At 65.5% G+C, this 13,518-nt stretch carries 11 protein-coding genes; 4 read left to right on the top strand and 7 right to left on the bottom strand.

The window, feature by feature from the left end; genetic code table 11:
• Position 1: 1 nt before the first annotated feature.
• The 5 genes from BUA41_RS16100 to BUA41_RS16080 all read right to left on the bottom strand — a co-directional run bounded on the left by BUA41_RS16100 (position 2) and on the right by BUA41_RS16080 (position 4,923).
• The gene (locus BUA41_RS16100) at positions 2-784 is read right to left on the bottom strand and encodes an SDR family NAD(P)-dependent oxidoreductase (protein ID WP_072824724.1); all 783 of its coding nucleotides are present in this window, start codon (positions 782-784) and stop codon (positions 2-4) included.
• A gap of 224 nt (positions 785-1,008) precedes the next feature.
• Complete coding sequence (gene phrB / locus BUA41_RS16095; protein WP_072824722.1) at positions 1,009-2,430, bottom strand: deoxyribodipyrimidine photo-lyase; 1,422 nt, start codon at positions 2,428-2,430, stop codon at positions 1,009-1,011.
• A gap of 20 nt (positions 2,431-2,450) precedes the next feature.
• Positions 2,451-3,362 (bottom strand): MerR family transcriptional regulator, encoded by a 912-nt coding sequence (locus BUA41_RS16090; RefSeq protein WP_072824720.1) that lies wholly within the window; start codon positions 3,360-3,362, stop codon positions 2,451-2,453.
• 149 nt (positions 3,363-3,511) lie between these two features.
• The gene (locus BUA41_RS16085) at positions 3,512-3,892 is read right to left on the bottom strand and encodes a sirohydrochlorin chelatase (protein WP_072824718.1); all 381 of its coding nucleotides are present in this window, start codon (positions 3,890-3,892) and stop codon (positions 3,512-3,514) included.
• Complete coding sequence (locus BUA41_RS16080; protein ID WP_072824716.1) at positions 3,889-4,923, bottom strand: NAD(P)/FAD-dependent oxidoreductase; 1,035 nt, start codon at positions 4,921-4,923, stop codon at positions 3,889-3,891. The genes BUA41_RS16085 and BUA41_RS16080 overlap by 4 nt, the downstream gene beginning before the upstream one ends.
• 111 nt (positions 4,924-5,034) lie before the next feature.
• Here BUA41_RS16080 and BUA41_RS16075 point away from each other — a divergent pair, with 111 nt between their 5' ends.
• The gene (locus BUA41_RS16075) at positions 5,035-5,931 is read left to right on the top strand and encodes a TIGR01777 family oxidoreductase (RefSeq protein ID WP_072824714.1); all 897 of its coding nucleotides are present in this window, start codon (positions 5,035-5,037) and stop codon (positions 5,929-5,931) included.
• Positions 5,932-5,934: 3 nt separating this feature from the next.
• Here the strand turns inward: BUA41_RS16075 and rapA are convergent, their stop codons facing one another.
• Positions 5,935-8,871, bottom strand: a complete 2,937-nt coding sequence (gene rapA, locus BUA41_RS16070; protein WP_072824712.1) for an RNA polymerase-associated protein RapA — start codon at positions 8,869-8,871, stop codon at positions 5,935-5,937.
• A gap of 108 nt (positions 8,872-8,979) precedes the next feature.
• Entirely contained in the window at positions 8,980-9,777 is a 798-nt protein-coding gene (locus BUA41_RS16065) for a TlpA disulfide reductase family protein (protein WP_072824756.1), read from the bottom strand.
• A gap of 329 nt (positions 9,778-10,106) precedes the next feature.
• On the opposite strand from BUA41_RS16065, the gene BUA41_RS16060 reads away from it, so the two are divergent.
• Genes BUA41_RS16060 through BUA41_RS16050 form a run of 3 tightly spaced genes read left to right on the top strand, consistent with a single transcriptional unit; the run spans position 10,107 to position 13,494 of the window.
• Positions 10,107-11,501: a YfcC family protein gene (locus BUA41_RS16060; RefSeq protein ID WP_072824710.1), complete on the top strand. Its 1,395-nt coding sequence runs from the start codon at positions 10,107-10,109 to the stop codon at positions 11,499-11,501.
• Positions 11,502-11,514: 13 nt separating this feature from the next.
• On the top strand, positions 11,515-12,219 hold the full coding sequence (locus tag BUA41_RS16055; RefSeq protein ID WP_072824708.1) for a DUF1028 domain-containing protein: 705 nt from the start codon (positions 11,515-11,517) through the stop codon (positions 12,217-12,219).
• Between the two features lie 30 nt (positions 12,220-12,249).
• The gene (locus BUA41_RS16050; protein ID WP_072824706.1) at positions 12,250-13,494 is read left to right on the top strand and encodes an allantoate amidohydrolase; all 1,245 of its coding nucleotides are present in this window, start codon (positions 12,250-12,252) and stop codon (positions 13,492-13,494) included.
• The last annotated feature ends 24 nt before the right edge of the window (positions 13,495-13,518 follow it).

The raw sequence follows: 13,518 nt of genomic DNA, 5'->3' as shown, positions 1-13,518 counted from the left end.
TCTAGTCATTGCGCTTACGTGTCATGGCCAGGCCGATGCGCCGGCGCAGCCCCGGGGGCAGGATGCCCATCAGCTTGACGCCGTAGGTGAAGCGCCGGGGAAAGTGGATGTCCAGCGCACGCTTTTCCAGGCCCTTGAGAATGGCCTCCACCGCGAAGTCGGTGCTCACCCGCATCGGCATCGAAAAGTCGTTGCGATCCGTCAATGGCGTCTTGACGAAGCCCGGGTGGATGATGCTGACGTCGATCTTCTCGCCGGCCAGATCGAGGCGCAGCGACTCGAGGAAGTGGCTGAGGGCCGCCTTCGAGGCGCCGTAGGCTTCGGCGCGGGGCAGGGGCAGGTACGCCGAGGCACTCGAGACCGCCGCGAAAAGCGGTTGACTGCCATCGCTGTCTCTGGCGCGCCGCAGCAATGGCAGAGCCGCATCGATCGCGTAGAGGGCACCCTGGAAGTTGGTGGCGAAGACGCGTTCGATCAGATCGACATCGAACCGTCGGGCATCGAGATACTCGCAGGTACCGGCGTTGTGAATCACCAGGTCGAGGCCTGCGAAGGCGTCGTCGATCTGCTGTCCGGCCTCGCGTACCGATTGACGATCGGTCAGGTCGAGGGGCACGGCCAGGGCCTGGTCATGCCCATGAGTCAGTTCCTCGAGCGCCTCGCGCCGGCGGGCGCTCAGGGCGACGCGATGACCGTCGTCCAGCAGCCGCCTTGCGAGGGCCAGGCCGATGCCCGAGGTGGCACCGATCAACCAGATGCGTTGCTTTCCCGCCAGTGATGCCATGGGCGTGCGTCTCCCTTGCCAGGCGCCCTTTGCGCGTTTCCTTTCTGCCGTCTCGCCTGGATTGTCGGCGATCCCGCGCGAGGCGACAGTTCGAGGGCGCGATGAGCGAATCGCTCTTAGTGTAAACCTTGAATGGATGTTTTGTACAATATTTGTCTAACTTGCTGCAAGGATATGACTTCCCCGGGGGGCAGATAGCAGGTCCGCCCGGGGCGACGAGGAGGTCAGTGGTTGTCTTTCAGGGACTTGAAGGCATCGAGTGCCCGGGTGCGCGCTGTCTTGTGATCGACAATGGGCGCCGGGTAGTCGATCTCGTCGAGCAGGTCCCTGGGTGGGGCATGGCGTGCCTTCTCGGGCAGGCTGGCCAGCTCGGGCAGGAAGGCGGCGATGAACTCGCCGGAGGGGTCGAAGCGGCGGGACTGGGTGGTCGGATTGAAGATGCGGAAATAGGGGGCCGCGTCCGTGCCGGTGGAGGCGGCCCACTGCCAGCCACCATTGTTGGAGCCGAACTCGCCATCGACGAGGTACTGCATGAAGAAGGCCTCGCCGCGTCGCCAGTCGAGCAACAGGTGCTTGCTGAGGAACATGGCGGTGACCATGCGGAGCCGGTTGTGCATCCAGCCGCACTGCACTAGTTGGCGCATGGCGGCATCCACCAGGGGGTAGCCGGTGCGCCCTTCGCACCAGGCGGCAAAGGCGCCGTCGTCATCGCGCCAGGCCAGGTTCTCGGTATGCCGCTGGAAGGGCTTGTGGCGACAGACGTCCGGGTAGCCGAAGGCGATGTGCTGATAGAACTCCCGCCAGATGAGTTCGTTGACCCAGCTGGTCAGGCCGGCATCGCCATCCGCCAGGCTGCCGCCGTTCTCGTTCATCACCGCCTGCAGGCATTGACGATGGGAGATCATGCCCAGGGAGAGATAGGGCGAGAGCTCGCTGGTGCCACGGACGGCGGGGAAGTCGCGTTGCTTCTTGTAATGGCGCGCCCGATAGCGGAGGAAGCGCTCGAGTCGATCGGCGGCGGCGTCCTGGCCGGCGGGCCAACGCTTGGCGTCGATGGGTTTTCCCGCGGCTTCGGGCAAGGCGGGGATACGGTCGTTGTCGATGGGCAGACGCGTCTGGGCGGAAGGGGTATCGCGCAACGCCAGGCGCTCGGCATCCACCTCCCGCTGCCAGGCCTTGGCGAAAGGGGTGAAGACGCTGTAGTAGTCACCCTGGCCGGTCAGTAGTTCGCCCGGGGCGAAGGCGACGGCATCGGTGTAGCCATTCACCGGCAGTCCGGCCCGCTTGAAGCAATCCATCACTCCTTCGTCGCGACGCCACTCGTCGAGCGGGTATTCCCGATTGAAATGCAGCCCGCCGCTTATGTCGTACTCTCGGGCGATCTTCAGCAAGGCCTCGGGGGCCTCATCGAAGGTATCGATCTCGCGGTGGAGCAAGGGGATGTTGAGTCCACTCAACGCATCTCCCAGCGCACGTGCGCCGCGATGCCAGAAATCGATCTTGTTGGCACCGTGATCGTGGGCTTGCCACTGCTCCACGCTACGCAGGAACACACCGATGACTGGGCCGCGTCGGGCCGCCGCCGCCAGGGCGGTGTTGTCGAGAGTGCGCAGGTCGCTGCGGAACCAGACGAGTTGCCGTTCCATGGTCGTCCTCTAGCGGATGGCTATTGGTTGAGCAGTGGGCGAAGCCGGCTGACCGATTGCACGAGATCGTCGCTGAGCAGTTCTACGCCGCTGTCGGCGAGCTCCCCGGCGCGGATCCTTGCCACCGGTCCAGCCAGACAGACCGGCACCGAGAGCTGTTCGGCGAGACGCGGCAACTGGCGCCGAACCTGCTCGGTTCGCTCGGCCTGGCCGCTGGCGAGCACCAGTCCCGAGAGACGCAGGCGATTGACTGCCAGGGCGAGCTCCCCCTGAGCCAGGGGGGCGTCCAGCAGCAGGCTGCGATAGCCCGCATCCGCGGCGGCCAGGACGAACAGCAGCGGCCACAATGCGCCACTCTCCTCGGAGAGAGGGGCGATCATCAACTGGGGGCCACGAGAGGCCAGGTTGCTGTGATAGAGGCGGGTGCCGATACGGGTGCGCAGAAACGATTCGAGCAGTCGTCGTTGCAATGCCGCACCGAGTTGATCGCTCCAGCGCTCCTCGAGTTGCGTCACCGCCGGTTGCCACAACTCGTTCAGGCAGGTGTTCACCGGATAGAGCGCCAGACTCTGGTTGTAAAGCGTCTCCAGGCGTGTCAGATCGAGCGCCTCGACCGCCATGACCAATTGCTCGCGCTGGCAAGGCCAGTCCCCGGCCTCGGGCGTCGGCACCTCGATTCTCTCGGGTTGCTCCAGCAGGTCGTGAACCTGGCTGACGGGAACGCCTCGATTGAGCCATTGAAGAATCAGTTCGATACGCTCGATATCTTCCTGGGCATAGAGTCGATGTCCCTTGGGGGTGCGCTGGGGGCGGATGAGCCCGTAGCGCCGCTCCCAGGCCCGCAGTGTCACCGAATTGACGCCGGTGAGGCGGGACACCTCGCGGATCGGATAGAGCGGCGCGCAAGCCGGGTCTATCGCCTTGTCACTCATGCGTACTCGAGCCTCCCTGTTGGGTCAGTGCTCGGCGCCGCTGTTGTCCGGGCGCGTCGCTGTTCATCTGCATCATGGTTGCCCCTCCAAGCATGGGAGGAAATATTGTACAGGGCAACAGCCTTGTACAACTAGCAGGTAGCAGGGCCTCACTGCTGCTCCACATGCTGCGCGCGTCCCTCGATGATGCCGGCCAGGGCGTCGATGAAGGCGGGATGCTCTCCCACCGGCGCCAGGAGCTCGATGGTCAGCGTCTCGTGCTGGCTGCACAAGGCCTCGATCTGGCGTGGAACATCCTCGCGCAGATGGCGGCCCGCCGCGAAGAACAGCGGCAATACGTCCGCCCGGCGATAGCCTGCGGCAGCAAGCTCGGCGGCGACGCTCTCGAGCGAGGGCTCGCAGAGCTCCATGTAGGCCAGTCGCAGCGGCGTATCGAGCCGGCCGGCAAGCGACTCGGCCAAGGCGTCGAAAGGGGCCCGCCAACGGGGATCGCGGGAGCCGTGGGCAAGCAGAATCAACGGATCGCTCATGAGAGGGTCTCCTCGAGGTCATTCAGGTTCAGATGGGTGCCCAGGCGGTGGCCGGAGAGCCAGGCCGCCTCGACGCGGCCTTCGCTCAGGCCGTCTCCGCACAGGGCGAGCCCCCTGGAATCTATCAGAAACTCCCGGGTCTCATCGCCTTCTTTCCGGGCCTCGGGCTGGGCATAGCGCCAGCGGTGGGCGGACACCAGGCGTGTCCCGGGGAGTCTCGCCGGGTAGTGCTCGGCAAAGGCCTCCAGCAGGCGAGTGGCGACCCATTGAGGGTCCTGCTCGAGGTTCGCCTGGCTCCACTCGGGGCTCGCCAACAACGAAAGGCTCTCGCCCTGGCCGCCACGCCCCGGCTTGCTGTGATTGCGCGTCACGAAGCGCAACGGCCCCTGGTTGATGAAGGCCGCCTGCCAGTCCGGGGAAGGGGATGCCAGGTGTGTCAGAGGCCTGTCGAAAAGGGCATAGGCCGTCCAGCAGGGACGCATCCCGACACGCTGGCAGGCCCGAGCCAGGAGCCCACCCTGAGGGGCCAGGAGGCGTTCCGCCTGGGGCAGCGGCAGGGCGATCACCACCCGGGTGAACGGGCCATGACGCACGTCCTGGCTATCCTGGAGCCACCAGTTCTGCGCCGTGCCGCTCAGGCGCTCGATGCGTCGCTGGCTGTGAAGCTTCAAGCCTCGGGAAAGATGGCGGGTCACGGCGCTCATGCGTGGGGTGCCGACCCAGCGCGGCGGGTCGTCCGGCTTGCGCTGCCAGCCTTCGGCGTCGCAGACCCACAGGGATTCCGGCCAGCGATCGACGATGCCGGCCTGGTGCCAGTGGCGCACCTCGGCCTGGAATTCCGGGTTGCGGGCGGTGAGGTATTGCGCGCCGATGTCGAAGACAGCCTCTGGCGTGCGGCGGCTCGCCAGCCTCCCCCCTGGGCCTCGGCTTTTCTCGAACAGCTCCACGGCATGGCCGCCGGCCGTGAGCGCTCTGCCGCAGGCCAGGCCGGCAATACCACCGCCGATGATGGCGCAGTCAAGGGTTTTCATGGATGCATCGCCTCACCGGTAGGCAGGAGGATGGATTAACGACTAGACTTCATTAGGATAGCAGCTTGGTACAATATTTGTATAACTCGTGATGCGTTCAGGAGGGAGTCGATGCGCATTCTGATCACCGGCGGCAGCGGATTCATCGGCCAACTGCTCTGTCAGCGGCTGCACGATCAGGGGCACACCCTGCTGGTGGTATCGCGTTCGCCGGACAAGACCGAGCGCCTGCTGCCGGCGGGTAGCGACGTTCGCGCCAAGGTGCTCGATTTCACCGGCACCCGGGTCGATGCCATGGTCAATCTGGCCGGCGAGTCGATCGCTGGCAAGCGCTGGAGCGAAGCCCAGAAGAAGAAGCTGGTCGAATCGCGGCTGGCCATCACCGGTGATCTGGTGACACTGTGCGGCAAGCTCGACACACCGCCTCGGGCGCTGGTGTCCGGGTCGGCCATGGGCTATTACGGTGCCCAGGGGCAGCGGCCGGTCGATGAGGACACGCCCCCCCACGACGAGTTCAACCATCGGCTGTGCGCCGGGTGGGAGGCCACGGCTCGCGAGGCCGAGGCCTATGGGGTGCGGGTAGCGCTGCTGCGTACCGGGCTGGTGCTCGACAGGAACGGGGGAGCCCTCAAGCAGATGCTGCCGCCCTTCAAGATGGGGCTGGGCGGACGCATCGGCGACGGTCGTCAGTACATGCCCTGGATCCATCGCCTGGACATGGTCCGCATCATCGAGTTCCTGCTCGACCAGGAAGTGCTGAACGGACCCTTCAACTGCTCGGCCCCGAACCCGGTGACCAACGACGAATTCGTGCACACCCTGGCCCGTCACCTGCATCGCCCGGCGATGATCCCGATGCCGGCCACGGCACTCAAGATCGCCCTGGGCGAGATGTCGCGTCTGCTGCTGACCGGCGCCGCCATGCAGCCCAGGCGTCTGGAAGAGGCGGGGTTCACGTTCCACTACCCGACCCTGGACGAGGCCCTGTCCGACATCCTGGGCCGCTGACCCTCAGCGTTTCGTGCTGTCATCCACGGTCACGATCACCCGCACCGCGTCCAGGCGCAATCGCGTGCCGTCGATGGCGGCATCCAGCGCCGCGCGCTCGTCCTGCAAGGCCTGCACTTCATCGTCGCGCACCGCCGGGTTGTGCCGGGCCAACGCCTTCAGCCGGGTCAATTCGTCGTCGAGTTCCGCTCGCATGCGCTGCTGGGCGACCTCGATGATCGTCGGCAATTCACGCTCGGCTTCGCCCTCGCCCTGGGTCAGCAACTCCCGCAGCTGATCGTGGCGCGACTTGATCAGGTCCCGGGCCACGGCCTTCTTGACCTTGCGCAGGTTCTTGGCGAGCCCGGTGAAGGAAACCCTGGACGACAGGTTGGCGCCGGACTCGTCGAGCAGCACGCGGATCGCCGTGGGGGGCAGGAAGCGATTGACGTGCAGGCGCCGGGGTGCCGGGCAGTAGGTGCGAAAGACCAGTTCGACCATCAGTCGCCCGGCGGGGATCGACGGGTGATTGAGCAGGGCCAGGGCCGTGTTGCCCATGGCGCCGTCGAGGATGCGTCCCATCATCTCCCGCACCAGGGGATGCTCCCAGGAGAGGTGCTGGACGTCGTCGCGGACCAGTGCCCGCTGCCTCGACGACGTGGCGGTGAAGCCCTCCTCGCCCTTTGCCAGGCCCGGCAGGCCGTCGAGCATGTGGGGCCCGGCCCGCAGGTGCATCAGCCCCTCGTCCAGGTCCTGACTGTCCACACCGAAGATGTCGAGGGCTTGATCGAGATAGCGCTTCAGCGCCGGATCATCGTCGAGTTCGCGAATCGCCGCGATCACGGCCTCGGCGCGATCGGGGCGACAGGCGTTGAGTTCGAGCAGGCGGTTGCGTCCGGCATCGCGCTCCGCGAGCCGCGTCTCGAACAGCGCCCGGGTCTCGACGATGATCTCATCGAGGCTCTCGGCATCGAGGAAGGCATCCGCCAGGGCGTCGCCGAAGGCATCGTAAAGGCTGCTGCCCACCCCGTGCGGCGCGCTGAAGGCATCCATGCCTTGGCGATACCAGCGCAGCAGCTGTTCCATGGGGCTGGCGGCGAACACCGGGACATGGATCTCGATGGCATGATGCTGACCGATGCGGTCGAGGCGGCCGATGCGTTGTTCGAGCTGATCGGGATGCTGGGGCAGGTCGAACATCACCAGGTGCCTGCAGAACTGGAAGTTGCGCCCCTCGGAACCGATCTCCGAACACACCATGAGCTGGCTGCCATACTCCTCGTCGGCAAAGGCGGCGGCGGCTCGGTCGCGTTCGACCAGGCTCATGCCTTCGTGGAACACCGGCGCGAACACGCCACCCAGCACCCGCAGCGCCTCGGCCAGATCGACAGCGGTATCGCGGTCGTGAGTGATGACCAGCAGCTTGTCGCGCCCGGCACCGGTCAGCAGCTCCAGCAGCCAGGTGACGCGCGGGTCGATCTGCCACCAGGGCTCGGCATGGCGAGGGTCGTCGCCGAGGGCGCGATAGGTGGCCTCCAGATAGAGCAGCACGTCGGGATAGTCGAGGCCGGTGTCGACCAGCAGTTCATCCAGGGCGTCGTCGCCATGGAGGAAGGTATGCAGCAGGCGTCGATAGGCCGAGGGTAGCTCGAGCCGCGTCGCGTGCAGATGACGCTCGGGGAAGCCGCCCACGTGACGACGGCTGTTGCGGAACATCACCCGGCCGGTACCGTGCCGGTCAAGCAGGTGCTCGCGCAGCTGGCGACGCGCCTTGTCGCGCTGGGTGTCGGCGCTCTCCGGGTCGCTCAGGGTGGCGAGCAGCGCCTGGCTGTCGGCATCGTCGATCTCGGCGGCCACGATGTCGGTCGCCTCGTTGTCATCGGGCAGCCTGTCCAGGGCGTCGATGGCGGCGGCGACTTGCACGTAGCCGGCTTCCTCGAGGCGAAAGCGTGACAGGTCATGATAGCGGTCCGGGTCGAGCAGTCGCAGCCGGGCGAAGTGACTCTCGAGGCCCATCTGTTCCGGCGTGGCGGTGACCAGGAGCAGCCCCGGGATCCGGCCGGCGAGCCGCTCGACGCAGGCGTAGCCGGGACCACTGGCCGAGGGAGTCCAGTCGAGATGATGGGCTTCGTCGACGATCAACAGATCCCAGTCGCAGGCGGTGGCCTGGGCCTGGCGATGCGGGTTGGCGAACAGCCATTGCTGGCTGGCCAGGATCAGCTGCCCCGACTCGAAGGGATTGGCCTCGCCGTGGGCCTGGCTCTGCTGCTCGTCGAGCAGCGTCACCTCGAGGGCAAAGCGTCGCAGCAGTTCGACCAGCCACTGGTGGGTCAGGTTGTCGGGCACGAGTATCAGCGCCCGTTCGGCGCGGCCGCTGAGCAGCAGGCGATGCAGGACCAGGCCGGCCTCGATGGTCTTGCCCAGCCCCACCTCGTCGGCCAGCAGCACCCGTGGCGCATGCCGCCGTGATACCTCGTCGGCGATGTACAGCTGATGAGGGATCAGGTCGATCTTGGGACCGGCCAGGCCCAGGGCCGGGTTCTGCTCGGTGCGATGGTGGTGGTGAAGGGTACGAAAGCGCAGGTCGAACCAGTCGTTGCGATCGATCTGGCCGGTGAGCAGCCGGTCGCGAGCCTGGTTGAACTGCATGCCGTCGGCGATGCGTGCCTCGGGAAGCTCGGCGGGTTCGCCAGTATCGGTTTCGCCGCGGTAGACGAGCAGGCCGTCGACCTCTTCGATGTCGTCGACGATCAGATGCCAGCCTTCGGCAGCGGCGATGCGATCACCACTGCCGAAGGCCACCCGGGTCAACGGCGCCTGGCGCACGCTGTAGGTGCGTGTCTCCTGGCTGGCCGCGAACAGCACGGTCACGCTGCGCTGATCGCAATTCAATATGGTGCCTAGACCCAGCTCGGCTTCGCCGTCACTGATCCAACGTTGACCCGGTGTAAAAACGCTCATGCTGCCTCGACTGCTGGAAACGATGCCTTTGCCGGCCCACTGTCACGTCGGGGGCCGCTGGGGCGCGGTAGTCTAACGCAAAGCGGGGGTTGGCTTAAGGTCCGGCTGTCAGCGTTCCAGCCAGGCATCGAGCTGGGCGCGGGTCAGTTCCCCCACATGGCGCTCGACGAGCCTGCCCTGGGCGTCGAACAGCAGCGAAGTGGGCAGTCCCGGCGACTCGACCATGACCATCAGGCGCTGCTCGGGATCGAGCAGCGCCTGATCGAAATCCAGCCCCTGGCTGTCCAGGTAGCGAGTCGCGGCGAGCAGGGTCTCCCCCTGATTGACCACCACCACGCGAACCCCTTCCCGGTCGTCCGCCTCGGCCAGCAGCGGCATCTCGCGCCGGCAGGGGGGGCACCAGGTCGCCCAGAGATTGAGTACCAGGGGCTCGCCCTGCATGTCGTGCAGATTGACTTCATTGCCCTCGAGATCTTCAAGGACCAGATCGGGCAGTTCGTCCAGGCCGGTATCGTGACCCAGGGGGTTCCAGGCCACCAGGCCCAGCCAGAGCGCGACGCTGGCGGCCAGCAGCACCTTGGCCTTGATCAACGTGGTCAGGTGATCGCGCAGTTTCCAGGAACTCCAGACCGCGGCGGCGAGCAGCCCCCAGACGGGGCTGTAACCAGGTTGCCACAGCTTGAGGATGTCCAGTGGCGCGGCGAGATAGCTGTCGGCATGCATCATCACGTAGCCCAGGCGGGCACCGAGCAGCCAGGCCAGCATCAGGCCATTGAACCATCCCGCACGCTGGGCCTTGTCCAGACGCAACACCGCCAGGCTGAGCAGCAGCAGAACCAGCGCCGCGATGAAGGCGTACAGACGGGGCAGGGCGATCAACAAGGGGCCGAGGGCGATGGCATTCATGGCGTACAGGGGCATCCGCAGAGAGCAGCTGAGGGGGCGGTGGCTGCCCGACGGGGCCGCCACCGGGCTACATGCTGCAGCCTACTGTCCCGGTCCTCTCCTGTCACCCTGGCAAGCGTCAGCATCGTCGCCCGCTGGCTGCCGCCGGCCCTGACTTTCCTTGACCGGTCAATTTATCATGATAAATTGGCCCTGATGCTTGACACCAGCATCCAGGCCTCGCCGTTTGACGTCAGCGTCTCTCGCCTGGGGCCAGGGCGGGAGGTGGAGCATGAGGTGCGACCCTAGCCTCCCGGAACTGCTCGATCCTAGCCAACAAGGACAACGACATGAGCATTCGAGAGCAGACGCTTGCCGAGCGCAAGGGCAAGAAGTGGTATCAGACGGTGCCCGACCCGATGGTGCTGATCTTCCTGATTCTATTGGCGACCTATGCCCTGACCTTCGTGGTGCCGGCCGGCGAGTTCGAGCGGGTGATGCAAGACGGGCGCACTCGAGTCGTGCCGGGCTCCTTCCAGTATCTGACCGACGTGGCGGCGATCCCCCCCTTCGATATCTTCGTGGCCGTGCCCAAGGGGCTGAATGAGGCATCGCTGTATCTGTTCATCGTGTTCATCGCCGGCGGGTTGTTCCACATCCTGCAGAAGAGCGGGGCGTTGGAGAACGCCATCGGCGTGGCGGTGAACCGGGTCGGCGTCGAGCGCCGCAATGTGATCATCACCGCCGGTACCTTCATCTATGGCTTCTTCGGCGTCGCCGTGGGGTTCGAGAACAATATCGCCCTGGTACCGATCGCCGTGCTGATCGCCAGCGCCATCGGTTGCTCCAGTCTGGTGGGCACCACCATGGCGGTGGGAGGGATTGGAATCGGTTTTGCCTTGTCGCCGATCAACCCCTATACCGTGGGGGTGGCCCAGGGCATCGCCGAGCTGCCCACCTTCTCCGGCGCCTGGTTGCGCACCCTGCTGGTGCTGTCTTCCTTGGGGCTGCTGTCCTTCTACATCTGCAGATGGGTGGTGAAGATGGACTTTCAGGAGCCCGATGACACCAAGGCGATGAGCAAGGAGCTGAACGAATACCACCTCGAGAAACGTGACAAGCTGACCCTGGCGGTTTTCGTCGGTGGCCTGGTGGCCATGCTGGTCGGGGTCTTCACCCGGGGCTGGTACATCAACGAAATCGCCGGCATGTTCCTGCTGATCGCGATCCTGATCGGCATCGTCAACCGCCTGTCGGCCAATGAGATCGTCAAGCAGATGATGGAGGGTGCCTCCAAGGTCACCGCCGGCGCCCTGGTGATCGGGCTGGCCGCCTCGATCCAGGTCATTCTCCAGGAGGCCCGGATCATCGACACCATCGTCTACGCGCTGAGTGGCATGATCCAGGATATTCCTCTGGCCTTTTCGGCGATCATGGCCAGCGTGGTACAGGGGGTGATCAACCTGTTCGTACCTTCGGGGTCGGGCCAGGCGCTGGTCACCATGCCGATCCTGATACCGGTGGCCGATCTGGTGGGAATGAGTCGTCAACTGATGATCACCGCCTTCCAGGTCGGTGATGGCCTGACCAACCTGATCGTGCCTACCTCCGGGGGGACGCTGGCCATGCTGGCGCTGGGCCGAGTGTCCTACGAGAAGTGGCTGAAGGCGATTCTGCCGTTCATGGTGCTGGTCTATGGCTTGTCCTGGATTGGCCTGATCATCGGCCATATGACCGGCTACTGAGGCGACGTCATCCATGACCCTGTCACTGGTTCACGTCAATCCTGCAAGCGGCACCGTCGCCACCTTGACCGCCACAGGCGGGGTCGCGGTAGGAGGCTATGTTCCCCATTGCTGGCGAGGGCTGGGGGCCTGCGTCACTCAGGGCCTTTCGACCAACCCCTGGTATCCCGATGGCGTGCGACGACGGCTGGAAGCAGGTCTCGAGGCCGAAGCAGCCCTGCGCGCGGTGGTCGATGCCGATCCGGGGGCAAGCCGTCGCCAGTGCCTGGTGATGGCTGCACAAGGCACGGCAGCAGTACATTCGGGACAGGACAATCTGCCCCGAGTCGCCGAGGTGCTGCGGCCCACGGTGGCGGTGGCCGGTAACCTGCTCTTCGACGTCTCGGTGGCCGAGGCGCTGCTTAGGTCCTTTTTGACGGCCACTTGCGATAATGCTGGTGACGTGATGACCAAGGGCGCGTTTCCCGCCTACCGCGATGGCTACGAGGCTCGACTGCTCGAAGTGCTGATCGATGCCCTGGAGGCGGCGCTGGTAGCCGGTGGTGACGTGCGTGGTACCTACTCGGTGGCGCTGCGTATCGAGTCCTTCCAGGCCGCCCCGCTGGATCTGCGTGTCGACTGGGCCGAGCACGATTTGATCGGTCAGCTACGCACATTGGCCGACAAGGTGCGCGCTCCCGCGTTTGCCGATTTTCTAGCCTCTCTGCCGCGGCGTTGAGTGCATCTTCTCCAACTATCTGGAGGTTCCATGACAACTCCTATACTCACCCTGGGCCAGACGCTACTCCAGCGCCTCGATGAGGCCGCTCGCCACTCCGAGCCGGGCCCAGGGGTCACACGACTGTTCTGTTCCGATGAGCATCGCGCCGTGCTCGAGGTCATCAAGGAGTGGATGTCCAAGGCTGGCCTCACGGCGGAACTGGATGCCTCCGGCACCCTGGTGGGGCGAAACGAGCGCGCGCGAGCCGGTGAGAAGACCCTGATAATGGGCTCCCACCAGGACACCGTGGTAGAGGGTGGCAAGTACGACGGCATGCTCGGGGTGGCACTGCCGCTGATGGCCCTTCAGGCGCTGAAAGAAGAGGGAGTAGAGCTACCCTACGGCATCGAGGTGGTGGCCTTCGGCGACGAGGAGGGCACGCGATTCCAGTCCACCCTGATCGGCAGCCGGGCGCTCGCCGGCACTTTCGATCCCGCGAGCCTCGAGGCCCGTGATGCCGAGAGTGTTAGCCTGGGCCAGGCGCTCGAGGCCTTCGGCGGTGATCCCGAGGCCATTCCCGGATTGGCCCGAGATCCGGATTCGATACTCGGTTTCGTCGAGGTGCATATCGAGCAGGGGCCGGTGCTGGAACAGCGTGATCATGCCGTGGGGGTGGTGACGGCCCTTACCGGTATCGAGCGCCATCGTCTGATCGTCACCGGCAAGGCCGGTCACGCCGGCACCACGCCGATGCCGGGCCGACGTGATGCCCTGGTGGGTGCCGCCGAAATGATCGTCGAGGTGGATCGGGTACTGAATGCCACCGATGACTTCGTCGGCGTGGTAGGCAAGCTCGAGGTGCGGCCCAACGCGGTCAACGTGATCCCCGCAGCAGTGGAGTTTACCCTGGAACTGCGCTCGCCCGATGCCGAGGTGCGACGTCATGGCCGCGATGGGATTCTTGCCGCCTGTCGACGGCTGGCCGCGGCGCGGGGGCTCGAGCTCGACATCGAGCTCACCTACGAGGCCGAGGCGGTGGATTGCGCCGACTGGTTGGTCGACGCCCTGGAGGATGCCTGTCGCGCTTGCGAGGAGCCGGCCGAACGGCTATTCAGTGGTGCCGGCCATGACGGCCTGGCCATGTGTGATCTGACCGATATCGGCATGCTGTTCGTGCGCTGCACGGATGGTCTTAGTCACCACCCCGACGAGGCCATTTCGGCCAGTGATGCCGAGGCTGCCACCCGAGTGCTGATGCGCTTCCTGGCCGAGTTGGGTAAGTGCCCAGGGTAGGTAGTGGAGCAGGGTGAACAGGTT

The sequence above is a fragment of the Modicisalibacter ilicicola DSM 19980 genome (assembly GCF_900128925.1).
Lineage (GTDB): Bacteria > Pseudomonadota > Gammaproteobacteria > Pseudomonadales > Halomonadaceae > Modicisalibacter > Modicisalibacter ilicicola.
This window is presented reverse-complemented; position numbering and strand designations above follow the sequence as displayed.

Bases quoted from the DNA above. Each gene is read 5' to 3' on its own strand.
- BUA41_RS16100 (WP_072824724.1), bottom strand. From the start codon at position 784: ATGGCATCACTGGCGGGAAAGCAACGCATCTGGTTGATCGGTGCCACC.
- BUA41_RS16085 (WP_072824718.1), bottom strand. From the start codon at position 3,892: ATGAGCGATCCGTTGATTCTGCTTGCCCACGGCTCCCGCGATCCCCGT.
- rapA (WP_072824712.1), bottom strand. From the start codon at position 8,871: ATGAGCGTTTTTACACCGGGTCAACGTTGGATCAGTGACGGCGAAGCC.
- BUA41_RS16050 (WP_072824706.1), top strand. From the start codon at position 12,250: ATGACAACTCCTATACTCACCCTGGGCCAGACGCTACTCCAGCGCCTC.
- BUA41_RS16075 (WP_072824714.1), top strand. From the start codon at position 5,035: ATGCGCATTCTGATCACCGGCGGCAGCGGATTCATCGGCCAACTGCTC.
- BUA41_RS16065 (WP_072824756.1), bottom strand. From the start codon at position 9,777: ATGAATGCCATCGCCCTCGGCCCCTTGTTGATCGCCCTGCCCCGTCTG.
- BUA41_RS16055 (WP_072824708.1), top strand. From the start codon at position 11,515: ATGACCCTGTCACTGGTTCACGTCAATCCTGCAAGCGGCACCGTCGCC.
- BUA41_RS16060 (WP_072824710.1), top strand. From the start codon at position 10,107: ATGAGCATTCGAGAGCAGACGCTTGCCGAGCGCAAGGGCAAGAAGTGG.
- phrB (WP_072824722.1), bottom strand. From the start codon at position 2,430: ATGGAACGGCAACTCGTCTGGTTCCGCAGCGACCTGCGCACTCTCGAC.
- BUA41_RS16090 (WP_072824720.1), bottom strand. From the start codon at position 3,362: ATGAGTGACAAGGCGATAGACCCGGCTTGCGCGCCGCTCTATCCGATC.
- BUA41_RS16080 (WP_072824716.1), bottom strand. From the start codon at position 4,923: ATGAAAACCCTTGACTGCGCCATCATCGGCGGTGGTATTGCCGGCCTG.